We start from the raw sequence: 25,501 nt of genomic DNA, 5'->3' as shown, positions 1-25,501 counted from the left end.
CTTAGCTGCATAGACTAAGAAATGCTTTTTAACCATGAAATATTAATAATAGAATAATTGCAACAATCTGAGCAACAGATGTTGTTGCAATGCGACGTGTATAATGATAGCTGAGGGATAAAATAAGTTGACATACAAAGATGAAAACAACAATCCACCAATTATCTAAGTAAATAAACAAGGAACTGGAACATAATGCTGTAATTAGTACTTGTAACCAATATGGTAAATGAAATGCATTTAATTCCTTTTGCAGCACAGTTCGCATATATAATTCATGGCATGGTATGACAAATAATAAAGTAATTAGCATTTGCCATTTATAATGAACACCTGTTTTCGTTAATTCTTTAATTAATTCAGTGTAACTTAAATCATTTGAAATAAACGAGAATATTAACTGAATAATAATGAGTAAAAGGGCTGTAATTAATCCAACACCAATTGAAGTCAATAATCTTTTTGACTTAATGTCTCGCTGATAAAATACATAGCTTATTCCAGCAATTAGCATAATACCAGTATATAGGTACCAATATTCTTGATGTTCGCCCCACATCACAAGTAAAATAAGGTGAAATACGATAAAGCTTGCAATAAACCATTTTAAAGCATTAGATATCTTCTTCATTGAAAATTAACCTTCTTGTTCAACGATTTTATACCGTTTATGATTAATTACAGTTTTTTCAGGTAAATCTAAGTCATTGAAATTTTCCATGATAGTCAAATCAACAATAACAGAGTTATCATTTATTTTTTCAACACGGCCTCTTAAACCGTCATAAAATTCTACAATATTACCTACTTCAGCAACAGTCATTCTGAGTCCTCCCTCAAATCATAGCTAAATTTTATTTTACTAAAAATTACACTACAAATAAACAAATTTCTCTTATAAATGCATATTTAAAGCTAAAATATGAAAAAAATGTCATAAATGAGTTAATGATTGGAAATTTTATTGGAATTAAGGCATAAAGTAAATAAGGGCATAAAGAAGAGAACTAAGGAGAGATAGAATGAAGTTTATAAGTAATAATAATATTACTGATCCAACACTTAATCTTGCCATGGAGGAATATGTTTTAAAACAATTACCCTCAGAGGAAAGCTATTTCTTATTTTACGTGAATCGACCATCAATCATAGTTGGGAAGAACCAAAATACGATTGAAGAAGTAAACAAGGAATACATTGATGAACATCATATTGACGTGGTACGTCGTATTTCAGGTGGTGGTGCTGTTTATCATGATACAGGAAACCTAAACTTTAGTTTTATAACTGATGATGATGGAAATAGCTTTCATAATTTCAAAAAATTTACCGAGCCCATTGTTCAAGCATTACAGTCATTAGGAGTAAATGCTGAAATGACAGGACGTAATGACATTCAAGTAGGTAGCGCAAAAATTTCTGGGAATGCAATGGTAAAAGTCAAAGATCGAATGTTTAGTCATGGCACATTAATGTTGAATAGTGAATTAGATGAAGTGCAGAATGCTTTACGTGTTAACCCAGCAAAAATAAAATCTAAAGGTATCAAATCCGTACGTAAACGTGTTGCCAATATTGAAGAGTTTTTAACAGAAAAAATTACTATTGAAGAGTTTAAACAAATTATTTTAAAAACGATTTTCGGTGAACATGAAGTAGAAGAATATCATTTAACTGATGACGATTGGAAAAAAATAGAACAATTAAGCAATGAAAAATACAGAACATGGGAATGGAATTACGGTAGAAACCCTAAATATAATTTTGAAAGAGAACATAAATTTGAGCGTGGTTTTATACAAATAAAACTAGATGTTAAAAAAGGAAAAATCGAACATGCTAAAATATTTGGTGATTTCTTTGGAGAAGGTAATATTACAGAATTAGAACAAGCATTAATTGGGTGCTTACATGATTATCCTCACATCAAAGAGGCTTTAGCTGATTATGATTTTTATTATTATTTTGGAGATATTGATAAAGATGAAATAATTAAGTTAATGTCCTAAGCATTAATTAAGGGCTATTCGCTTACTTGTTTAAGTAGTGAATAGCCCTTTTAGGATTTATACCAGGATCCGGATTTAGTCATTTAGAAACGCCTCCAATTTTTTGTATTCGTTTGTGTAATTCATAAAGTCTGTTTCGTTTTTATCAATGAGTGCCTTATCAATCAAGGTGGTTAACTTATCCTTTCTAGCCTTTCTTAGCGCCTCATCAATAATAAGTTCAACGCCTAAGTCGTTAACTGTAGTGACAAATTGATCAAGAGTTGTGTGTTGCACATTAGTATTATAATGCATAAGAAACACGACCTTTCTACATATTTAATTTATTTAAAATTAGTATACATCTGTTCAATTTCGAAATCAATGAATATTCTGACATTTGTTCGAGAAAAAGGTGTAAATATATTTTTAAGGTATAACTTGACATTAAATAAAAATGATATAAAATATTAGTCAGTTATATGTTTTAAAGAATATATAATACTTTAATCGAAAGAAAGGAAGGTTACTCTATGGACAAAAAAACCATATATGTTATACGTAAAGGAGATATGGTCATACGACCCATTATCGACGATTATGGACATGCTCAAGGAACAGAAATCATTAAATTTGACACCACAAAAGAAAGAAGCCCATTTAAAACGCAGAAAATTATAGAAAGATCTTGCAAGTTTTACGGAAATAATTATCTTAGCAAAAAAGCAGAAACAAGTAGAATCGCTCGTATTAATAGCAAACCTCCGATATTACTCACTCCCTTATTCCCAACTTATTTTTTTCCAACACATTCTGACAGACAAGAAGAAAACATATGGATTAATATGCATTTTATTGTAGATATTAAGCCTTTAAAGCACAGAAAAAGTAAAGTCATTTTTGCTAATCATGAAACACTTATCATAAATGTGTCATTTCATAGTATGTGGCATCAATATATAAATGCCATTTTTTATTACTACATGGTAGATAAACAATCTAAAATGCGTTCAAATAACCCCGATATGCCTATTGATTATGAAAAATCCTCACTAAATATTTACGAAGCACTTTCCCAATATTCTCTATTAGATAATAAATAGCAGTGTGTTTAAATTTAAATTATGCGGGATGTTTATATTAATTTAGTGTAAATATTCCGTATAAATTTTAAAGAATATCTATTGCAAAAATCACGTTTATTGTTATAATAGTATTTGTGCTCATTGGAGATACTATACATTAATCCACAGTAGCTCAGTGGTAGAGCTATCGGCTGTTAACCGATCGGTCGTAGGTTCGAGTCCTACCTGTGGAGCCATGGAAACGTACTCAAGTTGGCTGAAGAGGCGCCCCTGCTAAGGGTGTAGGTCGCGAGAGCGGCGCGAGGGTTCGAATCCCTCCGTTTCCGTAATATCATTAACCCCATTAAATCAACGTTTAATTCACGTGATTTAATGGGGTTTTTATATAGATATAGTTTAATGGTGTGGATTAATCTAAATGTTTATTAATTACTGAATCTGCAAGAGTACAATCAGAATCGCAAAAGTTAACTTATTTAAAAGAATTAGGTGAAGATGGAGAGTACAAATATGTAGCTAAAATAGATAATAAGACATCTAAAATATGTCACTCATTAAATGGTAAAGTTTTTAAAGTTAAAGATATGGTTCCAGGTATTAATGCACCTCCTATGCACCCATGGTGTAGAAGTACAACTGTTCCGAATGTTGGTAATTGGCGAGATCAATTCTTTAAAGAAAGTAAAAGTAAATATAAAGTAGAAGATAAAGAAAAACATACTAGTCAATATGAAAAATCACAAGATAAAGCCAAAAAAGAAATGATACAAATGATAAATGATGGTAGAATAAAAGTAGAATTAAATGTGGAAAAACAAAATAGGCATTCTTTAAATAATAAATTGTATTTGGAGAATAAAAAGTTTGCATTAAAAAACAATGAGAAATTACCTAGCTACACTATACTTTCTAATAATGAGTTAAATAGATTATTAAAAATATACTCGACAACTGGAAAAATTCTAGTTAATAAAGGTGGTTTTAGTCGTAAAGAAATTATTGATTTCGAAAAAATTATAGGAAAAGCTTTTGTAGAAGGAAAATATATTGAGACATCATTCGGCAAAGTTCATTATTCAAAAACAGGTTCTCATATAGTACCTTTCATAAGTAAGGAGAATTAAAATGTTAATCAAAGATGTATATCGTAAAAATGTTATTGTCATACTTAATAACAAGGAAAAATTTAAAGGTTTTGTGATTGATTATGAAAATCCATTAGAAAGTGATACTGGAAACTATTGCATGGATTTAGCAACAGATTTAGGTTTTTACTCTATTGATGAATCAGAGATTAAAGAAATAAAATTAATGTTATAATAGCATCCTTTCTACACAGATAAATAGAAAGTGGTGCTATTTTTATACGATTTTTTAACCTTTTCGAAAGGTTATTTTTTATGCCCAAACCATGCTTATGGCGTTAAAAGGTGCAAGTGTTAAGTCCGAACCATGCATGACTTAAAACTAATCAAGAGTAAATATATGAGGTGTAAAATATGCAAACTAAGAAGACCAACATGTTGAAATTAAAGTTACAGTTTTTCGCAGAAGAATCAGAAAATAATGCGTAGACATCTTATAAACTAGAAAAATAAGTTATAGACGAACTGAATCAAGCGTTTTAATCGTGTCTTAATTGGTGTGTTTTTTTGTCTCAAAATAATTATGCCAAAAGACATAATATATATGAGGTGAGTGAATGAAGAAAAAATAAAAGCACCCAAAAGCATTAAATGCTCAATTAAAGTAAACTTGGTCATTCTACAAATTGAGCTAGCTTTTGAGTACTAAACAATTGAGGGGTTTGCTTCCCTCTCTAATATAAGTATAACATAATCCTCATTTCAAATATATGAAAATAAAAGTGTATAACAGAAACAAAATTAAAGTAATAACCCCACCTAATATAGTAACTACTATCAATTCGGATGAAAAATTATTAATTTTATTCTTTTCTTTTAAATATTTAGTTAAATAAACAGAACTATACATTGATATTAAAAGTAGGATTATAAATGCAATTGAATTCATGTCTATTGCCACCCTACATATGTCATTATATTAAATTTCCCTTTCGCGACTACACCACTTTTAACTCCACCGTGACCTAAAAAACCTACTAAACCACTAACCATATTATCGGGAAATTCATGACGAATGGTTTTTTTGGATAAATCTTGATATTCATCATAAAATTTGACATCTTTGGGGTTAGTTTTAATTTGATCATCGAAGATTCCAGATAATCCAAGTTTAACATCCGTCCCTATATCGGCAGGTTCTTTAGGTTCAGTACCCGCATAAACCATGTAAACCGTATCATTATCTACTTTGCCGTTACTATCTATAGGCGATAGAGCCATCGCTTGAAATCCATTCGCTTTATCAATGCGCGAAGCTTGAATTTTAAAATTTTGAGTAGTGCCATCAGAATTTTTAATCTTATTTTTACTGAATTTTTTTGTATCATAAGAGTTGCCAGCAAGTCTATAATATGTGTTATCTTTATTATGTAAAGCAGTCATAAATTCACCTCAAAGGGATTGATTTTTTGAATAAAAAAATATTTTTAGCAGTTATAATATTAATTAGTATAGTTTTAATCACAGGAGCCGTCTATTTAAAAATGAAATATGACGAAAAAAAAGAAAAAGAACAAAAGTACTATAATGAACAAAAAGAAAGAATAGAACTTTTTATGAAATATAATGTTAAAGGATATAGGACAATACATTTTACTGCAATAGAAAAAAATCCAATGGATGGCTATGATATTAGCGGTTATATAAATAATGATAAAAAAATAGCTTTTACAGCTGGTGTAAGATCTTTAGATGATTTTCAATTTGATGGAAACATATCAAGCTCTGCCAAACTTGAAGTAATGTATAAAAACAATCCGAAACCTGTATCTGAAATAAAGAAAGAACAAAACAAAAAAGAGGATAAGTAAATCAAAGTTGTAACTAAGTGACATTTTAAGTGATGTTTTTACGCTGAGATATGTTCTTTGTTGTAGTGAGAAATGGTATTTGTATATATTGGACTTGTATACCAGGTAATTCATTTTTGTCATCTATGCTAACAGCAACAACCACTATTATAATATTTTTTATTGTTAATAAATGGGGAAGAAAATCATAGAAAAGAGAAAGTAAAACCGTGCTCATTTGAGCGTAGTTTTTTATACAAAACAAGGAACGTTCCCTACAGCTTATAATGACTGGTGTTATAGTATTTTAAAATACCCTCCGTTTCCGTAATATCATTAACCCCATTAAATCAACGTTTAATTCACGTGATTTAATGGAGTTTTGTTTGTGACTTTTAAAAATTCACTACCTAACTTTATTTGTTCTTTTTATCAGATTTTTTTCCATCCAATTGTTTATCTACGTCTTTATCTCGATGCTTATCTTTAATCTCTTTTTTATCATTGCGTTTATCTGCACTTTCTTTCTCTGTCTTTTCGGCATGACCACAAGCGCCTAGTACGAGTGTACTTGCAAGTAAAATTCCAAAGAACTTTTTCATATGTGTTCCTCCTAAAATTTGATTGACAGCAGTATTTCAACAATATTCTGAAAAAAGTTGTACTTCAACCTATAAGTTAACAATATTAAGAGTTGAAATCATCTTATGAGATGGTGTTATAAAAATGCAACTATAAGTTATTGTTGTTGTTTGGATGATTTACTGTCAATTTTATCTTTAATAAATTTAATAATATAACCTGTGATAATCGCTTTTATTACGCGTTTTAGAAAGTTTTTCATGTATTTACTCCTCTAATTTGAATTAGTCTATACATGTTTATACCCATTTAGCATAAAAATAAAGCTTACATGTTTGAGTTGAGCAGTAAACTTTAAAACTATTTCCTTTTATTTTTAATAAAAGAATGTGTGGTTTTTAATTATTGTTATATGAATTAAAAAATAATAAAAAGACGGGTATTTAGTCTACATCGACTTTAATACTCGCCTTATAAAGCTTACATGATTTATTGTTTATAACGCACCGCCTAAAGCACTTAAATAGATAGCTATTGCATACAGTACACCAAAAAATGTATTGGCTTTGCCAGTAGCTACCATAGCTGGCATCATAGTTTCAGGTGTATCGTTTTTATTAAAACGACGTACAGCTTTGACTGGCATAGGGAAAGATAAAATGGGTAATAGATAAAGTAATGAGCCTTGTGGTTTAAATAGAGCAGTATAAATCACAATAAGATATGCAATGACATATAAAATGGCCATGAGTGTGATGGATGCTTTTTTACCTAGTAAAATTGGCAAAGTTTTACGTCCACTTTCTTTATCTTTTACTCGATCACGTATATTGTTTGCCATATTAATAAGTCCTATTGTTATAACTATAGGTATACTCACCCAAACAGCATAGCCTTGTATATTACCTGTTTGGATAAAAAATGATAATAAAATGATAATCATACCCATAAATATACCTGAAAACAATTCTCCTAACGGTGTCCAAGAAATCGGTATTGGACCTCCAGTATATAAATAGCCTACTGCCATACAAACTAAGCCGACAGGAATAATCCAGAAGGAACTTTGTACAGCTAAGAATATACCGAGTAATGCCGCAATAATATAAAATGCAACCGCAAGTTGCATGACGGATTTCGGACTCATACCATTGCGAACAATAGCGCCTCCAATACCTACAGAATTGTGGTCATCTAAACCTTTTTTGAAATCATAGTATTCGTTAAACATGTTTGTAGCTGCTTGTATTAATAAACAAGCTAGTAACATAGCTAAAAATAAACTAAATTTAAATTGGTCTTTGCTACCTAATAGAAAAAGTTTCGAAGCAGCACTCCCAACTAATACAGGAACTACTGCCGCTGTTAGAGTATGAGGTCGCATAAGCTGCCAATATTTATTGACAGTTGAGTATTGAGAATATTTATTTGACATAATAGATGATACCTCTTAAAAAGATTTATTTTATTATAGATATTTTAAAGGAATCGTACATAAAGGTCAATTAACGGAGAAAATGATATGTTTATTTAAGCAATTAGCCATACAGGTAACTTTAAAAATGATACAATAATGTAATGAATAAATATAGATATGAAAGAAGTGAAATGAATGGCTGCGAATCTTTTAGAAGACGAGATTAATCATGTGTTATATTCGAGTAATAAAGATTGGGTGTCAGTAGAGACAAAGTTACATCGTGAGCTTAATCCAAGTGAATTACTTCAACTAACTGAAGCACAAGCGGGAGATCGTTTTTACTTACGTTTAAATGATAATAAGTCTTCGTTTTTCGGCTATCATGCAATTCAAAAATTTCAAAATAACTTTGATAATAAACAGAATATATTTCGAGAATGGGAAAAATTCAAACATGATATTGAGTTGATTTATCCAGAAACGGATAAACATCATTTAAGGATTTGCGGTGGATTTCAATTTTCCAGTCATAAGTCAGATGATGAATGGCGCGAGTTTAGTATTAATCATTTTATAGTCCCTGAAGTGTTAATTTCAAGGGATGAAGAGGGTACTGTACTAACTTATACGACAAAACGGCTATCTTTCGATATGTCCCGTTTCAAAGAGATCATTGATTATTTTGAACATGCAGATATCACTTTAGACGATGATGAAATTTTAAATGTTACTAAAATGGAAGATATTTATAAAGATGAATGGCGGGACTTGGTTCAAGAGACCATTGACTACATAGATGTGCACAAAAAAATTGTTTTAGCACGACGGAGACTAGTGAAATTTGCTAATAACATTAATATTGCGCATGTGCTTGAGCGTGCAATGGCTAATGAAAGAAATAGTTATATTTTTCTTATCGAGTCTAATGAATCCATTTTCATTTCACAAACGCCGGAACAATTATTTAAAGTTGAGAATCATGTTTTATCAACTAAAGCAGTTGCCGGAACGATTAAACGTACACATGAAGAAGCAGAAGATAAAGCAAATGTTGAAGCATTTTTAAATGATCGTAAAAATTTAGATGAACATCGTTTTGTTGTTAATAGCATTTTAAATGATATTGAACCATATGTAACGCAGGTGGATTATAACAAAACACCTAATATTTTAAAAAATGACCACTTATATCATTTATATACTCAAATTACAGGCAAATTAAATGATAAACCTTACAGTGATTTAATTGACTTTATGCATCCTACTCCAGCACTAGGAGGATATCCTAAGGAAGAAGCTTTACACTATATAGAACAAAAAGAGTTTGGTACGCGAGGACTTTATGGTTCACCGGTTGGCTTTATTGATGTATATAATGATTGCGAATTTATAGTTGCCATTCGATCAATGCTTGTGAAACAAAATCAAGCTACTTTATTTGCTGGTTGTGGCATTGTTAAAGAATCTAATCCTGATAGTGAAGTGGCTGAAACGGCAGTTAAATTCTTACCGATGATGAATGCATTAGGAGTTGTGAATAAGAATGAATCATAGAGAAGCATTAACATTACAAGTGTTTACGTTTGCGTCTGAACTATTTGCTTATGGTGTGAGAGAAGTAGTGATTAGTCCGGGATCAAGGTCAACGCCGTTAGCAATTGCTTTTGAAGCTCATCCAGATATCAAAACTTGGATACATCCTGATGAACGTAGTGCTGCCTTTTTTGCTTTAGGTTTAATAAAAGGTAGTGAAAGACCAGTAGCTATACTATGTACTTCTGGAACAGCAGCAGCAAATTACACACCAGCAATTGCAGAGAGTCAAATTAGTCGTTTACCATTGATTGTGTTAACGAGTGATCGACCACATGAATTAAGGAGTGTGGGTGCACCGCAGGCTATTAATCAAGCACAAATGTTTAACAATTATGTTAAATATCAATTTGACATGCCAGTTGCAGATGATACAGCATTTACACTTGATACAGTATATTATCAAATGCAAATAGCAAGTAATTATTTATATGGACCACATAGAGGGCCAATACATTTTAACTTGCCATTTCGAGAGCCGTTGACACCTAATTTAGAATGTACAGAATATTTAACTTCTGAAGATAAAGCTTTACCACATTATACTAAGACGATGGATATTCAATCATTACAACCTATGTTACAACAATTAAAAGGACTTATTATTGTTGGTGATATGCAGCATCAAAAAGTAAATGCAATATTAACATATGCAGAACGTTATGATATTCCAGTTCTGGCCGATTCAATTAGTCAGCTACGTCAATACCATCATCCCAATGTAATAACGACGTATGATTTGTTATTTAGGTCAGGGTTTGAACCTGATGTAGATTTTGTTATTCGAGTAGGAAAACCAGTTATATCTAAAAAGTTAAATCAATGGTTACAAAGCACGAAGGCTCAGCAAATTTTAGTTCAAAATAATGATCAAATTGACGTCTATCCAAAAGTACCTAATCAAGCTATTGAAATGTCTGCAAATGACTTTTTTGCGATGTGTCAACAAGCAGAATGGGTTGATCGAAGTACTTGGTTAAAACAATGGCAACAGCTTGAACAGCAAGCCCGTGAACATATTGTTGACCATGTTATGCAAGCAACGGATGATACGGCATATGTATATGAATTACTAAATAAATTGACTCATAAAGATAAACTTTTTGTGAGTAACAGTATGCCGATTAGAGATGTGGATAATTTACTTTTCAATTGCGAAGCGGAAGTATATGCAAATCGAGGTGCTAACGGTATTGATGGTGTTATTTCTACTGCACTAGGTATGGCAGTTCACCAACATGTTACATTATTGATTGGAGATTTAGCATTTTATCATGATATGAATGGTTTATTGATGGCAAAATTGAATGATATTCATCTTAATATTGTCATAATTAATAACAATGGTGGCGGCATCTTTTCATTTTTACCACAAAAGGAAAGTGCAGCTCACTATTTTGAACGATTATTTGGTACGCCAACGGGATTAGATTTTTCATATACTGCACAACTTTATGACTTTCAGTTTGAACGCTTTAATTCAGTGCGAGATTTCCAATCACAATCATTAAATCAGCACTCGCGCACAATCTATGAAATTCAAACTGAACGTGAAGATAATAGACAGCAGCATCAGAAGCTGTATCAAAGGTTGAGTGAATTAAAAGATGTTACATTATAATTTTTATCAAGCAAAGCAATCTTCAGAGCAATTAATCGTATTACTTCATGGCTTTATTAGCGATAGTCGCACGTTTGATCCATACATTGAAATGTTTACTTCAGAAGTGAATGTTGTGACGATTGATTTACCAGGACATGGGAACGATACAAGTAATAGTAAACTGACATGGGATTTTTCTTTCATTACACAAGCCATAGACGAGGTTTTAGCGCATTTTAGTGATAAGAAGGTATATTTGCTTGGCTATTCCATGGGTGGGCGTGTCGCGCTTTATTATGCGTTATATGGACAATGTAGATTATCGGGATTGATACTTGAAAGTACATCACCAGGCATACATCAAGCCGATGAACGTTTAGAACGCCAACAAATAGATGCTGCACGTGCTAAAGTGTTAGATATTGCGGGTCTAGAGGTGTTTGTAAATGACTGGGAGAAATTACCATTATTTTATACTCAGCGTGACTTAGACAGATCAGTGCGACAAAATATACGTCATTTAAGATTGGATCAAAATCCAACGCGACTCGCTCAGGCTTTAAGAGATTATGGCACTGGAAAGATGCCTAATTTATGGGAAGCGATTAGCAGTTTACATATGCCTACGTTGATTATGGCAGGGGAGCTAGATGTTAAATTTGTTAATATTGCTAGACAAATGACTGATTTAATGGGTACTAGTCAACAAGCTGTCGTGCCTAATGTTGGGCATACAATTCATGTGGCAGATAAAACAGAATTTGGTACAATAGTACTAGCTTTTTTAAAGGAGGAGCAAAATGACTAGACAGTGGGAAACACTTAGAGAATATGATGAAATTAAATATGAATTTTTCGATGGAATTGCTAAGGTAACAATTAATAGACCAGAAGTGCGTAATGCTTTTACGCCTAAAACAGTTGCTGAAATGATTGATGCATTTAGTCGCGCGCGTGATGATCAAAATATTTCAGTTATCATCTTAACTGGTGAAGGTGATAAAGCCTTTTGTTCAGGTGGTGACCAAAAGAAACGTGGACATGGTGGTTATGTAGGTGAAGACCAAATCCCTCGTTTAAATGTGTTAGATTTGCAACGTTTAATTCGTGTCATTCCTAAACCAGTCATTGCAATGGTTAGAGGTTATGCTATTGGTGGAGGTAACGTGTTAAATGTGGTTTGTGATTTAACAATCGCAGCTGATAATGCCATCTTTGGACAAACAGGACCTAAAGTAGGTTCATTTGATGCTGGTTATGGCTCAGGTTACTTAGCAAGAATCGTTGGACATAAAAAAGCACGTGAAATTTGGTACTTATGTCGTCAATATAATGCTCAAGAAGCATTAGACATGGGCTTAGTTAACACAGTTGTGCCTTTAGACCAAGTTGAGGATGAAACGGTTCAATGGTGTAAAGAAATTATGAAACACTCACCAACAGCTTTGCGTTTCTTAAAAGCTGCAATGAATGCAGATACTGATGGCTTAGCTGGTTTACAACAAATGGCTGGGGATGCTACATTACTTTATTACACAACTGATGAAGCGAAAGAAGGTCGTGACGCGTTTAAAGAAAAACGTGACCCAGATTTCGATCAATTTCCTAAATTCCCATAAGAAATTTAATGTATATATATATTAATGACGATTAAAGGACACTTAAAGTGTATTGTTTAGACTAATTAGTATGGTACGTCTAACATTGCTTATTAAGTGTCCTTTTAACTTTTATATACTCAATTATAATTATTTGTTAAAAATTGTTTTAATCGACGCATGCCTTCTTGTAACACAGGCATATCGTATGCATAAGAAATACGTATATGGCCTTTGCCTATATCTGTAAAAGATGAACCCGGCACGATTGCGACGTGTGCTTCCTCTAACAAGCGTACACAAAAATTAAAATCATCATCAGTGAATGCTTTAATACTTGGGAAAATGTAAAATGCGCCTTCAGGTTGAGCATTCAACTCAAATCCCATCTCAGTCAATGATTTAAGTAAATAATCACGACGTGTGATATAAGCTTCATTCATATATTGAGGGGCTTTTAACCCTTCGTTTAACGCAGCTATACAAGCATATTGTGCCGGAACATTAGCGCAAATACAATTATAGGCGTGCATAAACGTCAATTTTTCAATTAAGTAAGCAGGGCCAAGCAAAAAACCAATTCTAATACCAGTAGCAGAATGGGATTTGCTAAGACCTCCGATTAATAATAATTGATTTCTAATTGCTTCAAATTCAGCAAAAGACGTGTGATATCCTTTAAATGTATTTTCAGCATAGATTTCATCACTTATGATGAAAATAGGATATTTTTTCAACGTATTAACAAGTGCGTACACTTCATCTCGACTTAAAATAACGCCAGTAGGGTTAGTCGGATAATTCAATAAAATGACCTTTGTTTTATCCGTAATATGTGTTTCTATTTGTTCAGGTGTAACCTTAAACTGACTTTTAGTTGTGTCGATATATACTGGAACACCTCCTAATGTTTCAACTAAAGGAATGTATCCAGCATAGATAGGACCAGGAATTAATACTTCATCTCCAGGTTCGATGATGCTGCGCAAGGATGTATCAAGCGCTTCACTTGCACCATTTGTAATAATAATTTCTTCTTCTGGACTATAGATAAAATGATATTTATCGTTGAAATACTGACTAATTGCCTTACGTGCTTCTAATAACCCTTTGTTATGTGAATAGCTAGTATGGTCTAATTCAATTGCCTTAATATAAGCTTGTTTCACACTATCCGGCATTGGGAAGTCAGGTTGACCTATAGTCAAATTCACGCAATCATCAATATCTTTCATACGATTTGAAAATTGTCGTATGCTGGGCGCTCGCAAATAGGTAGAATTTGAATTTAATGATAACTTCATATTTACACCTCTAAAAAAACCAAATTATAGTTGCTATGCGAATGATAGTTTAAATTATTTCTATCATACCATAGATAAAGACTATAATTTGGCAATTTACTTAATATTTTAAATTTTCACAATTAATCTTTAAAAGCTGAAGGTTTTTTTAAATGAATTAATGGATTCACAAATTTGCATATGGGTTTGCTGGATAACACTAAGACGATGATTGCAGACAAGCCAAATAAATAAAGATACGTATATATGTTAACAGGTTCTTGGAATGGGAATAGTTTATAACCACGTACAACCCCAATAACTAAGCCATGTAATAGATACACTTGCATCGTGCGTCTACCGATATATGTGAGTTTGACATTATGTTTTGGTACTAAAATTAAAAATGACAACATCGTAGTTAAGATAATCACATACAATAACAATCGTTTAAGTGGACTGTAAACGTCATTTGGATGCTCACCTACAGATGTATATGCGCTGCTGCCTAATAACCAATCGGCGTTAATAGGATGAAGTACATAGCCTACAAAGAACAAACATAAAATAATTATAGATATCGGTATTAACTTTTTATTTCTTAATAATTTAGTATTTTTCTTAGTCATTAAGTATCCTAAATAAAAAATTGGAAAGAATACAATCGTTCTTGAAATACTTAAATATTCACCAATATTATTAGAATAACCAGCTAATAAAGATACAACTAATGAAATAGTTAGCACATATACTGGTTTGTAATTTTTAACGATGACTAGAATGACATGAAAGAAAAATAGTGTTAATAGAAACCATAGCGCAAAAACAGGATTAAATGGATCTAAATGAATGGCATCTTCTTTACCAGTTAAATAATAATAAATTGAGAAAAAAGCAAAGAATAAAGCGTAAGGAACAATTAGTTTTTTGGCTACTTTTTCTAAATAGTTGGGTTGCTCAATATTTTTGGCAAAATACCCAGAAATAAAAAGAAAAGTTGGCATATGGAAACTATAGATTAATAAATACAATGCGGACAAATATTTATCTTCAGACGTATAAGACACTAATAAATGTCCCAACACGACAAGAAAGATTAATATGGCACGTGCATTATCAAAAAAGTAGTCTCTCTCTTTTAATGTGGACATTTATGTTATAACTCCTTTTATATGTTAACTGTATCTAATTTATTATATTTAATGACAGAAATGCAACGAATTTAATCATTTTGTCGAATAGTATTGTATATTTTTCCAATAAATCTTATAATATTATCAATTAAATAATAGTGGAGTAGAACAACAATGTACAAACAACTAGAAAATCTTATTACACTTACCAACAACGACTTGAACTTAGTGAACAGACGATTTGGCCAAAGAACAGATATTACGGCCGACCAATTAGAATTATTACGTATTTTATACAATTATGACCGTTTATCGCAGTATGATTTAACGATGAAGATAAGTAGAGAACAGTCTATTGTATCGCGATGGATAAAAAAATTAGTGTCAAAAGGGTATATTATGAGTCAACAGTCACATGAAGACTTACGTTGTAAAGAATTAACCTTAACAAATGAAGCACGTGATTTAATTAAACAAATCAATACGGCACGATGCGAATTAATTGAAGCGCGTTGCCAATGCTTAACAGAGGAAGAGGTTGAAAGCTTAACACAATTACTTAATAAATTAAACAGTAGACATATTTATTTATAATTCTAATAATCATGTTATATGCAGAACGAGTTGATAAGACTGTGAGGTCTTATCAACTCGTTTTTGTGATTTTTACATTGAAGAAACAAACAGTGATACTTTTATGTGTATATGAAGTATCACTGTTTGCTTTAAATATTATTTATAAGTTGGAACATCGAAATATTTACCAGATTCGTGAATTGTATCGTAGAAATTTTTCATATTTTGTGCATTGACGCTTGCCCAAGTGACACCCGTAGCATATTGGTGTTTACCTGGATTTTCAGGATTCCATCTCATTTTATAAAGTGTGTTTTGTCCAGCTTTAACATAAGATTGTCCAATAAATTGAGCGCCACCAACAATTGCTTTTTCTACAGAGTCCCATCCAGCTTTTTTAGCATAAGTTATACCATCAAAAACAGGATTGCTGTCGTATGCTCCAATACCAAAGACGTTATGGTATTTAATTGCGGTTGTTGTGCTTAACTTACCATTGACAATATTAGCACCTTTAGCTAGTTGTGATTGACCACGTCCTGTTTCAAGTAAAGCATGTGAAATTAAATAAATTTCATTTAAGCCATATTGTTTAGCAGCTTGGCTGAATGCTTGACCTTGATTCTCTAATACACCGCAACCTTTTAATAAATTATTCAAACTAGCAACCGATAAGTACTGTGGTTGATCTAATTGTAAAAATTGATATTTTTGAACCGGATCATTAACAAATTTTGATGTGTCCATCGCACTTTTAACTTCTGCGAGTGTAGCATTACGCCATTTTGATGGACCAACATAAGATTGTGGCGGGTAAGGTAATGACATTTGTAATTGTGCTGCGGCATCTAAAGTCATACCTGTTGCTGAATATTTAATCAATTCTTGTGACAAGTCATTTTCATTTATCCAAGCAAATTGACCGTCGCTAAATTGTCCGTAATACCATTTCACACCATTCACCACTTGGTATTTTGCGACAACGAATGTTTGTTCATAATAAGGGCTTAATAAATGCTTTGTTTGCAAGCTTAAATCGTCATAGAAATAGCTATCCTTATTATTAATAACAAACGTATAATTATATGCTGTGTTTGAAGATAATGATGTTAAATCTTTTTCTGCAATCCAACCTAGCTTGTTATTAACACTACCATATAAATACTTAACGCCATCGATTGTGACTGATTTTGTCGCTTTAAATGTACGTTGTGCTAATGAATTTGCTTGTTCCAATTGTTGTTGCGTTGTACCCCAAGGGATTGAATATAAACCTTGGTTTTTACTGTTAACGCGATATTGATTTGTAACTCTATTTTCAGTTCCATAATTTTTAATATTAACATCTTTAATGTTATACCAACCGATAGGGGTATTTTGATTATGATTTGTTAATAGTACATAAGTATTATTGCCAACTGTACGCTGTTTAGTGATAGTGAATGTTCTATTGCCATATTTAGCAGCATTTTTACCAGCTTTATCATAAACGCTTGTGCGTATGCCTGAATTATTTACTTTAACTTGGCCAATCTTATTCACTGTTTGTACAGCTGAAGCAGCTTTTTGTGTTGTTGAAGCCGTTGTTACTTTTGTTGTTGGTGTTGTTTTAACAGCTAATGTACGCACAGCTGATTTAGCAGGTGTAGCAACATCGCTTTGTTTAATCCAGCCCCATTGATGATTGATTGAACCATGTAGGTATGTTTCTTTACCAACTGTTAATTGGTCAATTGAATTAAACTGACCGCCATTTTTAGGCGTTTTAGCAACAACTTGGTTGTCTTTGCTCCAAGGAACGTAATAAATATTGGCGTTACCTTTAACATTGTATTGTTTCTTAACTTTTGTTGGTGTGCTTTGAGCAATAGTCACTTGATCTGCTGGTACCCAGCCACGTGTAACATTACCGTTAAAATCTGCTAATAAATAATAAGTTTTATTATTTAATGTCGCTTTTTTATTGATTGAGAAAGTTCTTCCACTTAATAATGGATTTTCTTTAACTGTTTTATCATATACTGTTGTATAAGCGCCTTTAGTATCAGTTGATACTTGACCTAGCGTATTGGTTAAATTTGAAACATTTAATTTTTTAGAATTATCTGTTGATGGCTTTGTCGATGATGAATCATTGTTTATAGCAGATAAATATGCTTTACTAATCCAACCAGATTTACCATTCACTGTACCGTATAAATAAGTAGCTGTACTAATCATTTGTGATTTTGTTGCTTTAAATGTTTGGTTGCTTGAACCTGAAACTGTTCCAGCTACTTGGCTTGGCGTACCCCAAGGAACAGTGTAAAATTTTGTGCCTGGTTTAACACTGTATGATTGATTAACTTTAACAGGGGATTTTGCTGTGTTATAAACCACGTCACCTTGTTTTACCCAACCAAATGTTTTACCAGTATTGTAATCATTAACTAAGTAAAATTTATCATTACCTAGAGTAGCTTGTTTAGTAACTGATAACGTTTTTTGTACTTGGTTTGTTTTCTTGCCTGTTTTATCATAAACAGTAACAAATAAACCACTATTTGATGGTTTAATTTGCGCCACACCAGAGTTCGTACTTACTTTAAGTTTTCCTGGATTTGTAGGTGTTGATGGTTTCGATGGATCTGTTGAGCTTGATGTGCCCCAAGGTGCAACTTGCCCTGTTTTAATAAGATATTTTTCATTAATCAAGTCATATAGTTCCGCATAACTATAACCATGAGACTGTAAATATGCATGTGGGTCAGTATGGTCTGTGCCACCTAGCCAATGACTTACAGCATAATGTGTCCATACCGTACCATTACCATCATTTTCAGCACTATCAGGTTTTAAACCATAATATTGAAGTTGTGTTGCTGCATAATCAGCATAGTTGTTCATCGAACGCGCAAATGAAGCATAGTCATGCGTATGCACAATTTCGACATTAATAAATCGATTGTTAGCATTTGGGCCTGCTCCCCAAGAAAGGTAATCTGTAGGTGCTGTTTCAACAATTCGATTACCGTCTACAAACGCATGTACAAATGCAGAGTTGTAGTTACGTTTCATGAAAGCAATTTCACCATCGATAGTAGAATTATCGTTTGCTGTATCATGCACCACAATACCTTCAGGTTTTCCAACACCATTTCTATAGCCATATTTAGGGAAATAAGATGTATAATCTTCTTCAATTTTAGGTGCTTGTATATTATTTTTACGTATGTAATCATTAATTGAAGAATTAACTTGTGGCTTATATTTAGGTAATGATGATGTTGCTTTATATGTACTTACAGCTTTTCTAAATCCAGTAAAGCCAGATGTTGATTTAGCTGTTTGAGCTTTAGTTGCACTTGAGCCCATACCGCCAACGCGTCCTTGATAAGTAGTAACGCTATTAGACTGTTTTTGTGCAGTATTTTGAGTAGATACTGCTTTTTGATTTGTTGTCTCAACATTGTTTTGTGATTTTAGTGATGTATTTGCTGCTTGTGTAGCTTGTTGCTTTGTCGTTGTAGACGTATTTGCATTAGCTTGCTGTTTTGTTTTGTTACTTTGTGCAGCATTTTGGTTATATGTTTGAGCATTTTGACGTGCTGTAGTTGTGGCAGCTTGTTGTTTTGCTTGTTCAGTTTGTTGTTGATTTTTTGCATTTTGTTGCTGAGACGTCTGTGCATGAGTTTGGTCAGTTAACGTATCTAATTTAGCATCATATGTTTGACCTGACGTTGTATCTGATGATTTAACTAATGAAGGATTATGATAGGCTTGAACGCCTGATACATTTTGAGCTGCGTTAGATACAGCTTTTTTTGCCTTGTTTGCTTTAACGACATCATTTTGTTGATCAATCACATTTTTGTTTGTAGATTGATCTGTTGTTGACTCAGCTGCGTGAGCATGTTGTGCAGTTAATGTTGCTCCAAAAAGCGATAATGCAAGCATTGACGGCAATTTAAGATTGAATTTTTTCGTCATATTTCGTACTCCTTAATAATTGTTAAATACAATTTCATTATAAGGCTTCTCCTTATAAAAAAGATTAATTTAACGATTTTGTAAACTAAGTTTAATTTTACTTTTTAAAAAGAAATGATTAAATGACTTACAATGCGTTGTAGCAATGTTTCAAAGTTAATACTATTTATGTGAGAAAAAGCAGATATGTCATAATTTAGATGTTCCTGTAATCGAAACGTAATATTAATAAAGATATTTTTCCATTTTGATATGCTCAATTTGTTCTTCCATAAAGGGTTGACCTACTGTGGAATAGCCTAATAACTTATAAAAAGGTTTGGCATGTATTTGCGCATGTAATGTCACATAGCTATATCCTTGTTCATGGATAAATTGTTCGATAGCTAGCATCAATTTCTTACCTACACCCGTTCTGCGATATGATTTAATGACCGCAATGCGTTCAACTTTAACGGAAGTATTATCGTTTCTAAACCTTCCACAAGCAATGGGTTTACCTTGATGATCATAACCAATGACATGTGTGCAATCGTCTTCAAACGCATCTAGTTCATGCGCTAAAGGAACACCTTGTTCTTCTACAAATACGGTCTTACGTATGTTAAAGCAATCAGTCAGCATTGCTTTATTTGTTACAATTTTAAATATCATCTTATCTCTCCTTTATGCATAAAATATTACCCCTTTGCTTATATGACTAATCTAAATATCAAATTTGCTTGTCTATCGAATATCATTAAACTGATTTTACCTTTTAATTATCCAACAAATGTGGATACGCCTATTTTTGGCGAAAAAACGATGTGATACTTACAATGCCATTTTGTATGTGTGTAACTGTTTCTGTCAGATAACATGTTTATATTGGTTGACTGGATTGAAAATGCATTTATTACAAACTTTTTTCAGTCCTAGTCAACCTTGTGGAGGTGGGACTACGAATTCATAATGAATACTGTCCCGCTATCTTCTTTATATAAATAAAGAAGATCCTAAGACATAATGATTATGTTTAGGATCTTAACTAAGTGAATGATATTCCGCAACTTAATTTTTCTAGGAATACTGTCTCAGATTCATATATGTGTGTATTAAATTGCTTCTTTTCTAATAATAGCTGTATATTGCCAAAAAATTCTCATTTGGGCAATATTCCAATTATTCATTCCCATTGTGAAACCAGAAGGTCTAAAGATGGTAACATCTGTTACTTCTAGTGCAGCTGCTACAAGATATTGTAATGGAATACTTAAGTTTTTCATTGTTTCAGTAATACCATTTTCGTCGTAGACCCAAGAAAAGGGTAAATCTGATTCGAAGACATCTACTTTATCAAATATTTCTGGTAATGCAAGTATATAGCAGGCACCATCGACAACCGGGTTCTCAGCGCTGTGACTATAATAGACGAGTAAAGCCTCATAGTTTTCGCGATGTTCGTGATTGACATAAAAGAATTCATTTCTAAACAAAGCCATATCTTTACTATGGATAATTTGTTGTTCTAACATATTAAACATTCCATTAATATTGGCAATTTTTTCGTAAGTTTTACGAGACATTTAATGAACTCCTCTCCATATTAATACGTTTGTGCTGAATTAGTTTGACTTTGATTATTCGCATCATTGTTGTATTGAGTGTTACCAGTATTTCCATTTTGTTGATTGTTAGTTTGATTAGCTGAATTATCTTGGTTCGATGACTCCTTATCATCATTTGAAGCTGTGCTGTCTTTTTGATTTTTACGCAATAAGCTTTCTTCTAATTCGGTTAATGGAACGAGAGAACCATAGTGTTTGATTACGCGTTCGTCTAAGAAATCATCTTTATCTGTAATTTTAGATAGACCTAAGTCAGAACGCAAAATATTTGAATATTTTTGAATGCTTTTCACACTAGGATTGTAATAATAAATTCCATTTAGATAGTCATCGCTACCTTTAAGTTGCGAAGTTTTAAAATCAACATCATCAGAAAGGTATCGTGATGCTAAAGCCTCAATTTGTTTTGTAGTTAAATTATGTTTGGCATTTTTGCCAGCAATCTCTATGAGGTTGTCTAATTTATCGTAAGAATCCATTTCTTTGGCTTTTTTAAATAGTAATTTTATTAATTCCATTTGACGCTCACCACGTTTTAAGTCTGAATCATGATGACGTGTTCTGGCAACGGCTAGTGCTTGATCACCGTTTAATTTTTGATAACCTTTTTTAATTTTTATTTTACCTGAATCTTCTTTGTTCGGTTCACTTAAATTATAGGGTACATCATAATAGATTCCACCAAGTTCATCCACTGCTTGTACAAAGGCTTCCATATTTATGCGCACATAAAAATCTACTGATACATTTAAAGTTGCTTCTACAGAATCCATTGCAGCTATAGGGCCACCATAAGCATGCGCGTGTGTGATTTTATCATAATAGCCTACTTTTGGTATGTAACTGATTGTATCACGTGGAATACTTAGCAATCTAATTTGTTCTTTCTTAGGGCTAAATGTTGATAGGATCATTGCATCAGTACGTGAATGTTCAGTTGACTGACCGTTTTTACGTCTACTGTCATTATCGTCTATACCTAAGAATAGAATTGAAACTGCATCTTTAGATGGGTCAACTTTTCCTTCACGTAAGTTAGATTGACGTTGTGCATCATTTTTACTATACGATGTTTGAAATGCACTTTCAGAACTTTTAAATAGTTGGTAAGCGAAAATTGCAGGCACAGCAATTAAAGCGAAAGTTAATAATATCATAAAGTATTTCAGGATTTTGTTCATATATTGTGCTCCTACGAATTAAAAATAGTGGATGACCACTTTAAATTGTCATTATAGCCCTCAATTTTATAACTTTATAGACTAAATTACAATACTTATCTTAACAAAGTTTTTACAAAGTTAAAACAATATTTCCGATGAAAACTAAATAGTCAACCGTATAACAAAACTGTTATATCAGACATCCTACGACCTTAGTAGGATGAATTTTTAGTAGAATGGCATAAGATAAACTTAGTGCAATCGCTGAATAAATAACTTATAATATAAAAAAGTTAACTAACGAATTGCAACTAAATGTATTACACGATGTGTAAACAAGAAAATTTTTGTGAGGACCAAAGCGCATGAATATAAATAAAAAGTTAATAGGCATTATTGTTATACCATTTGTATTGCTAGGAATTTTAGTATTTTCATTTCATCAAATGTGGAATGATGACACGGGCAATAAATCTCAAATAAAGATATCAACGAATAAAGAAGATAGTGCCGACTCGAATGAGGATTACATAGCAAAAAGAAATAAAAGTGTAAAAGATGTTGCCAATTTAAAGACAATAGAAGCTAAAGGCAAGCAATATCAAGAAATAAATAAATATCTTAAAAAGCAAAAATTTAATGGAACAATTGCGGTTTTTAAAGATGGTAAATTAGTTATGAACAAAGGCTATGGTTATCAAGATTTTGAACATAAGATCAAAAGTTCACCTAATACAATGTATTTGATAGGTTCGGCTCAAAAATTCACCACTGGTTTAATGCTTAAACAACTTGAACTTGAGCATAAAATTAATATTAATGCACCAGTGTCTAAATATTTACCTTGGTTTAAAACATCAAAAAAGATAACGTTAAAAGATTTAGAACTACATAAAAGTGGATTATATAAATTCCAAGCATCTCCGTCTTATGAAACTTTGGATGATGCTGTGCATGCTATACAAGAAAAAGGTATGGACCCTAATGGCTATCATAAACATTTATATAATGACGGCAATTATCTTGTGTTAGCTAAAGTTATAGAAGAGGTAACACACAAACCATACGCGCAAAATTATTATGAACGCTTAGGTAAACCATTAAAACTTAATAACTCAGCATTTTTCAATGAAAAGCCATTTCAACAACATATGGCGATAGGTTACTATTACAAAAATAATAATTTAATAAGTGCCAAGCCGAATACACTACAAGAATATTATGGTGCCGGTAATTTATTCATGACGACTAAAGATATGGGAGTTTTACTAGAAAAATTAATTAATAATAAAATTTTTGATCAATCAGTAACTAATCCGTTCATTCATGAATTTGGCACCAAACGCTATCCAACTAATTATCGCTATGGCTTTTATACGTTCCCTAAATATAATAGAGTCAGTGGTATGTTTAATGGTCAAAATTTTACTGGTTTTTCTAATGGCAAATATACAGTGGTTTTAGGGACAAACAAGATACTCTCCAATACTACTAATAACGAATATAAAATTACGCATATATTCCAAAATATCTTAAAACAAAACTATGATATTAATGTATATGGTAAAAAGTTCTATTAAAAATAACCAGGTTGGGACATCAATCCCAAAGAAATAGCACAAAGATGATTTGATATTAAAAATCGTCTTTGTGCTTCTTTTATACTCAATACTGCGCGTTTATATATGAATTTACACTAAAATGATTTTTAAAAAATAAGAACCTTTCACATTATTTAATAAATTTCTCTAAATGAGAGGACTTATGTATAAAAACAATAACCTGCCTCTACATAAGTTACCAAATAGAAACTTCATTCTTAATAGCCTACAAATGATATCTCTGACCACATTAATGACATTATGAAAAGCATATAGGGCTTTGCCGTTGTCATTTTAATTCGTTACATGAATGTCTCAGACTGATTGTTATGTTTATTTACAATATGCTAATGAAGACAAGAAACTTTCTAGATACTGATTAGATTGTGATGATGTTACGACCGTACAATTCGGATTGTTAGACTTAATATCAACTACTGTAGCACCCTTTGTATATTTACCATTGAGCTCAATTTGTAATCTTGCTGATACAGTATGATATTGATTGGGATTTAAAAGATATAGAATTGTAAAGACATCATAGACATTTAAACCGTGTTCAATGTTTTCAGTGCGATAATGCTGAAATAAATGATAGAGCATTGTTCCAGTTTGATTTATTTGTTTTAGCTGTTTAACTACTGAATGGGGCAAGGGAGATTGTCTTGCTAAATCCAATCCGACCATTGTTAACGGGACACCAGAGTTTACTACAATATTGGCTGCTTCTGGGTCACAATACATATTAAATTCAACTAGGGGAGTTACATTTCCTCGACCTAGACTACCACCCATAAAAATAATTTCCTTAATATAGTGTGCGGTTTCTGGATAGGTTGCTAATAATAAAGCGATATTTGTTAGTGGTCCTAAAGCAATAATGATCACGGGTTCTATACTTTCTATAAGTACATCTTTTATAGCTTCTACAGCTTTAGTAGAAGCTAAATCAGCAGTGGTTATTGGAGGGAAATCATACCCTGCCATACCTGATTCACCATGGACTTCTCGTGCGTCATATAAATCATTAATTAATGGATGAGCAGCACCACGATGTACGGGTACGTTACTATTAAAAAAGGATTTTAATTTAAGCGCATTACGTGTTGTATTCTCAATGTCGACATTACCATTCACGGTTGAAATCATTTTTACGTCTATGTAGGGATGATTTAAAGCAATACTAATTGCTGCTGCATCATCAATACCAGGGTCCGTATCAATAATAATAGGGAAAGTCATTATTATCTTCTCCTTATGTCATTTTTAGTCTTAGTTTACCTTAAAAAATAAATGCAAACAAAAAACCAGCTATCAAAGATTTTACTTTGATAGCTGGTTTTCACTTACATTCATAAGTTAGTA

The 25,501-nt window shown here is 32.1% G+C and carries 24 protein-coding genes, 2 tRNA genes and 2 pseudogenes; 13 read left to right on the top strand and 15 right to left on the bottom strand.

The features are described from left to right. Positions 1–28: 28 nt before the first annotated feature. On the bottom strand, positions 29–631 hold the full coding sequence (locus HMPREF2597_RS11015; RefSeq protein WP_002459485.1) for a CPBP family glutamic-type intramembrane protease: 603 nt from the start codon (positions 629–631) through the stop codon (positions 29–31). A gap of 6 nt (positions 632–637) precedes the next feature. After that, entirely contained in the window at positions 638–823 is a 186-nt protein-coding gene (locus tag HMPREF2597_RS11010; RefSeq protein ID WP_002459484.1) for a YkvS family protein, read from the bottom strand. Between the two features lie 199 nt (positions 824–1,022). On the opposite strand from HMPREF2597_RS11010, the gene HMPREF2597_RS11005 reads away from it, so the two are divergent. Then, a complete protein-coding gene (locus HMPREF2597_RS11005; RefSeq protein ID WP_002459483.1) occupies positions 1,023–2,009 on the top strand; it encodes a lipoate--protein ligase in 987 nt (328 codons plus the stop codon). A gap of 75 nt (positions 2,010–2,084) precedes the next feature. Here the strand turns inward: HMPREF2597_RS11005 and HMPREF2597_RS11000 are convergent, their stop codons facing one another. After that, positions 2,085–2,303, bottom strand: coding sequence for an IDEAL domain-containing protein (locus HMPREF2597_RS11000; protein ID WP_002478404.1), 219 nt, complete (start codon positions 2,301–2,303; stop codon positions 2,085–2,087). 218 nt (positions 2,304–2,521) lie between these two features. Between HMPREF2597_RS11000 and HMPREF2597_RS10995 the strand changes: the two genes are divergently transcribed. The 5 genes and pseudogenes from HMPREF2597_RS10995 (at position 2,522) to HMPREF2597_RS10975 (ending at position 4,393) form a co-directional block, all read left to right on the top strand. Beyond that, entirely contained in the window at positions 2,522–3,091 is a 570-nt protein-coding gene (locus tag HMPREF2597_RS10995; RefSeq protein ID WP_002459481.1) for a competence protein ComK, read from the top strand. Between the two features lie 143 nt (positions 3,092–3,234). Beyond that, a tRNA-Asn gene (locus HMPREF2597_RS10990) sits at positions 3,235–3,309 on the top strand. 1 nt (position 3,310) lies between these two features. Next, positions 3,311–3,399 (top strand) — tRNA-Ser (locus HMPREF2597_RS10985). 96 nt (positions 3,400–3,495) lie between these two features. After that, positions 3,496–4,197: pseudogene (locus tag HMPREF2597_RS10980) on the top strand (minor capsid protein); the annotation flags it as partial. 1 nt (position 4,198) lies between these two features. Then, on the top strand, positions 4,199–4,393 hold the full coding sequence (locus HMPREF2597_RS10975) for a hypothetical protein (protein ID WP_002459479.1): 195 nt from the start codon (positions 4,199–4,201) through the stop codon (positions 4,391–4,393). A 716-nt stretch (positions 4,394–5,109) separates the two neighbouring features. Here the strand turns inward: HMPREF2597_RS10975 and HMPREF2597_RS10965 are convergent. Beyond that, the gene (locus tag HMPREF2597_RS10965; RefSeq protein ID WP_002459478.1) at positions 5,110–5,601 is read right to left on the bottom strand and encodes a hypothetical protein; all 492 of its coding nucleotides are present in this window, start codon (positions 5,599–5,601) and stop codon (positions 5,110–5,112) included. Between the two features lie 26 nt (positions 5,602–5,627). Between HMPREF2597_RS10965 and HMPREF2597_RS10960 the strand changes: the two genes are divergently transcribed. Next, the gene (locus tag HMPREF2597_RS10960; RefSeq protein WP_002478400.1) at positions 5,628–6,029 is read left to right on the top strand and encodes a DUF1433 domain-containing protein; all 402 of its coding nucleotides are present in this window, start codon (positions 5,628–5,630) and stop codon (positions 6,027–6,029) included. 395 nt (positions 6,030–6,424) lie between these two features. Here the strand turns inward: HMPREF2597_RS10960 and HMPREF2597_RS10955 are convergent, their stop codons facing one another. The 3 genes from HMPREF2597_RS10955 to HMPREF2597_RS10950 form a co-directional block, all read right to left on the bottom strand. Next, complete coding sequence (locus HMPREF2597_RS10955; protein ID WP_002459476.1) at positions 6,425–6,610, bottom strand: hypothetical protein; 186 nt, start codon at positions 6,608–6,610, stop codon at positions 6,425–6,427. Between the two features lie 137 nt (positions 6,611–6,747). Continuing rightward, positions 6,748–6,852, bottom strand: coding sequence for an SAR1012 family small protein (locus HMPREF2597_RS12985; protein WP_002478399.1), 105 nt, complete (start codon positions 6,850–6,852; stop codon positions 6,748–6,750). Between the two features lie 234 nt (positions 6,853–7,086). Further along, positions 7,087–8,025 carry a 1,4-dihydroxy-2-naphthoate polyprenyltransferase gene (locus HMPREF2597_RS10950; RefSeq protein ID WP_002478398.1) on the bottom strand — a complete coding sequence of 313 codons (939 nt, stop codon included), beginning with the start codon at positions 8,023–8,025 and terminating at the stop codon, positions 7,087–7,089. Positions 8,026–8,202: 177 nt separating this feature from the next. Between HMPREF2597_RS10950 and HMPREF2597_RS10945 the strand changes: the two genes are divergently transcribed. From HMPREF2597_RS10945 to menB, 4 genes are read left to right on the top strand one after another with little or no spacing between them, the layout of a single operon-like run. Continuing rightward, complete coding sequence (locus HMPREF2597_RS10945) at positions 8,203–9,564, top strand: isochorismate synthase (RefSeq protein WP_002478397.1); 1,362 nt, start codon at positions 8,203–8,205, stop codon at positions 9,562–9,564. Next, complete coding sequence (gene menD / locus HMPREF2597_RS10940) at positions 9,554–11,224, top strand: 2-succinyl-5-enolpyruvyl-6-hydroxy-3-cyclohexene-1-carboxylic-acid synthase (protein WP_002478396.1); 1,671 nt, start codon at positions 9,554–9,556, stop codon at positions 11,222–11,224. The genes HMPREF2597_RS10945 and menD overlap by 11 nt, the downstream gene beginning before the upstream one ends. Beyond that, on the top strand, positions 11,211–12,014 hold the full coding sequence (gene menH, locus HMPREF2597_RS10935) for a 2-succinyl-6-hydroxy-2,4-cyclohexadiene-1-carboxylate synthase (protein WP_070817300.1): 804 nt from the start codon (positions 11,211–11,213) through the stop codon (positions 12,012–12,014). Before menD ends, menH begins: the two co-directional genes overlap by 14 nt. Next, complete coding sequence (gene menB / locus HMPREF2597_RS10930; protein WP_002478394.1) at positions 12,007–12,825, top strand: 1,4-dihydroxy-2-naphthoyl-CoA synthase; 819 nt, start codon at positions 12,007–12,009, stop codon at positions 12,823–12,825. Before menH ends, menB begins: the two co-directional genes overlap by 8 nt. Before the next feature lie 119 nt (positions 12,826–12,944). Here the strand turns inward: menB and HMPREF2597_RS10925 are convergent, their stop codons facing one another. Continuing rightward, complete coding sequence (locus tag HMPREF2597_RS10925) at positions 12,945–14,108, bottom strand: aminotransferase class I/II-fold pyridoxal phosphate-dependent enzyme (RefSeq protein ID WP_012990889.1); 1,164 nt, start codon at positions 14,106–14,108, stop codon at positions 12,945–12,947. Positions 14,109–14,230: 122 nt separating this feature from the next. Next, complete coding sequence (locus HMPREF2597_RS10920; RefSeq protein ID WP_002478392.1) at positions 14,231–15,238, bottom strand: acyltransferase family protein; 1,008 nt, start codon at positions 15,236–15,238, stop codon at positions 14,231–14,233. 156 nt (positions 15,239–15,394) lie between these two features. On the opposite strand from HMPREF2597_RS10920, the gene HMPREF2597_RS10915 reads away from it, so the two are divergent. Beyond that, positions 15,395–15,814 (top strand): MarR family transcriptional regulator, encoded by a 420-nt coding sequence (locus HMPREF2597_RS10915; RefSeq protein WP_002459468.1) that lies wholly within the window; start codon positions 15,395–15,397, stop codon positions 15,812–15,814. Positions 15,815–15,952: 138 nt separating this feature from the next. On the opposite strand, the gene HMPREF2597_RS10910 is transcribed toward HMPREF2597_RS10915, so the two are convergent. From HMPREF2597_RS10910 to HMPREF2597_RS10895, 5 genes and pseudogenes are all read right to left on the bottom strand, one after another. Next, positions 15,953–19,765 (bottom strand): GW dipeptide domain-containing protein, encoded by a 3,813-nt coding sequence (locus HMPREF2597_RS10910; protein WP_002478390.1) that lies wholly within the window; start codon positions 19,763–19,765, stop codon positions 15,953–15,955. Positions 19,766–19,990: 225 nt separating this feature from the next. After that, positions 19,991–20,419, bottom strand: coding sequence for a GNAT family N-acetyltransferase (locus tag HMPREF2597_RS10905; RefSeq protein WP_002478389.1), 429 nt, complete (start codon positions 20,417–20,419; stop codon positions 19,991–19,993). A 110-nt stretch (positions 20,420–20,529) separates the two neighbouring features. Next, a pseudogene (locus HMPREF2597_RS12980) lies at positions 20,530–20,625 on the bottom strand (IS200/IS605 family transposase); the annotation flags it as partial. Between the two features lie 234 nt (positions 20,626–20,859). Then, positions 20,860–21,330: a DUF2538 family protein gene (locus HMPREF2597_RS10900; RefSeq protein ID WP_002459465.1), complete on the bottom strand. Its 471-nt coding sequence runs from the start codon at positions 21,328–21,330 to the stop codon at positions 20,860–20,862. Positions 21,331–21,350: 20 nt separating this feature from the next. Beyond that, on the bottom strand, positions 21,351–22,553 hold the full coding sequence (locus tag HMPREF2597_RS10895) for an LCP family protein (protein WP_070817299.1): 1,203 nt from the start codon (positions 22,551–22,553) through the stop codon (positions 21,351–21,353). A 347-nt stretch (positions 22,554–22,900) separates the two neighbouring features. On the opposite strand from HMPREF2597_RS10895, the gene HMPREF2597_RS10890 reads away from it, so the two are divergent. Continuing rightward, positions 22,901–24,115, top strand: a complete 1,215-nt coding sequence (locus HMPREF2597_RS10890) for a serine hydrolase domain-containing protein (protein ID WP_002459463.1) — start codon at positions 22,901–22,903, stop codon at positions 24,113–24,115. 354 nt (positions 24,116–24,469) lie between these two features. On the opposite strand, the gene rihC is transcribed toward HMPREF2597_RS10890, so the two are convergent. Next, positions 24,470–25,378, bottom strand: a complete 909-nt coding sequence (rihC, locus tag HMPREF2597_RS10885) for a ribonucleoside hydrolase RihC (protein ID WP_002478387.1) — start codon at positions 25,376–25,378, stop codon at positions 24,470–24,472. Positions 25,379–25,501: the final 123 nt, after the last annotated feature.

The organism is Staphylococcus sp. HMSC063A07 (genome assembly GCF_001836955.1).
Taxonomy (GTDB): domain Bacteria; phylum Bacillota; class Bacilli; order Staphylococcales; family Staphylococcaceae; genus Staphylococcus; species Staphylococcus lugdunensis.
The sequence above is the reverse complement of the archived record's forward strand: the minus strand, read 5'-3'. Positions and strand labels throughout refer to the sequence as shown.

Coding starts and splice junctions, on each gene's coding strand:
- HMPREF2597_RS11015 (WP_002459485.1), bottom strand. CDS start 631: ATGAAGAAGATATCTAATGCTTTAAAATGGTTTATTGCAAGCTTTATC.
- HMPREF2597_RS11010 (WP_002459484.1), bottom strand. CDS start 823: ATGACTGTTGCTGAAGTAGGTAATATTGTAGAATTTTATGACGGTTTA.
- HMPREF2597_RS11005 (WP_002459483.1), top strand. CDS start 1,023: ATGAAGTTTATAAGTAATAATAATATTACTGATCCAACACTTAATCTT.
- HMPREF2597_RS11000 (WP_002478404.1), bottom strand. CDS start 2,303: ATGCATTATAATACTAATGTGCAACACACAACTCTTGATCAATTTGTC.
- HMPREF2597_RS10995 (WP_002459481.1), top strand. CDS start 2,522: ATGGACAAAAAAACCATATATGTTATACGTAAAGGAGATATGGTCATA.
- HMPREF2597_RS10975 (WP_002459479.1), top strand. CDS start 4,199: ATGTTAATCAAAGATGTATATCGTAAAAATGTTATTGTCATACTTAAT.
- HMPREF2597_RS10965 (WP_002459478.1), bottom strand. CDS start 5,601: ATGACTGCTTTACATAATAAAGATAACACATATTATAGACTTGCTGGC.
- HMPREF2597_RS10955 (WP_002459476.1), bottom strand. CDS start 6,610: ATGAAAAAGTTCTTTGGAATTTTACTTGCAAGTACACTCGTACTAGGC.
- HMPREF2597_RS12985 (WP_002478399.1), bottom strand. CDS start 6,852: ATGAAAAACTTTCTAAAACGCGTAATAAAAGCGATTATCACAGGTTAT.
- HMPREF2597_RS10950 (WP_002478398.1), bottom strand. CDS start 8,025: ATGTCAAATAAATATTCTCAATACTCAACTGTCAATAAATATTGGCAG.
- HMPREF2597_RS10945 (WP_002478397.1), top strand. CDS start 8,203: ATGGCTGCGAATCTTTTAGAAGACGAGATTAATCATGTGTTATATTCG.
- menD (WP_002478396.1), top strand. CDS start 9,554: ATGAATCATAGAGAAGCATTAACATTACAAGTGTTTACGTTTGCGTCT.
- menH (WP_070817300.1), top strand. CDS start 11,211: ATGTTACATTATAATTTTTATCAAGCAAAGCAATCTTCAGAGCAATTA.
- menB (WP_002478394.1), top strand. CDS start 12,007: ATGACTAGACAGTGGGAAACACTTAGAGAATATGATGAAATTAAATAT.
- HMPREF2597_RS10925 (WP_012990889.1), bottom strand. CDS start 14,108: ATGAAGTTATCATTAAATTCAAATTCTACCTATTTGCGAGCGCCCAGC.
- HMPREF2597_RS10920 (WP_002478392.1), bottom strand. CDS start 15,238: ATGTCCACATTAAAAGAGAGAGACTACTTTTTTGATAATGCACGTGCC.
- HMPREF2597_RS10915 (WP_002459468.1), top strand. CDS start 15,395: ATGTACAAACAACTAGAAAATCTTATTACACTTACCAACAACGACTTG.
- HMPREF2597_RS10910 (WP_002478390.1), bottom strand. CDS start 19,765: ATGACGAAAAAATTCAATCTTAAATTGCCGTCAATGCTTGCATTATCG.
- HMPREF2597_RS10905 (WP_002478389.1), bottom strand. CDS start 20,419: ATGATATTTAAAATTGTAACAAATAAAGCAATGCTGACTGATTGCTTT.
- HMPREF2597_RS10900 (WP_002459465.1), bottom strand. CDS start 21,330: ATGTCTCGTAAAACTTACGAAAAAATTGCCAATATTAATGGAATGTTT.
- HMPREF2597_RS10895 (WP_070817299.1), bottom strand. CDS start 22,553: ATGAACAAAATCCTGAAATACTTTATGATATTATTAACTTTCGCTTTA.
- HMPREF2597_RS10890 (WP_002459463.1), top strand. CDS start 22,901: ATGAATATAAATAAAAAGTTAATAGGCATTATTGTTATACCATTTGTA.
- rihC (WP_002478387.1), bottom strand. CDS start 25,378: ATGACTTTCCCTATTATTATTGATACGGACCCTGGTATTGATGATGCA.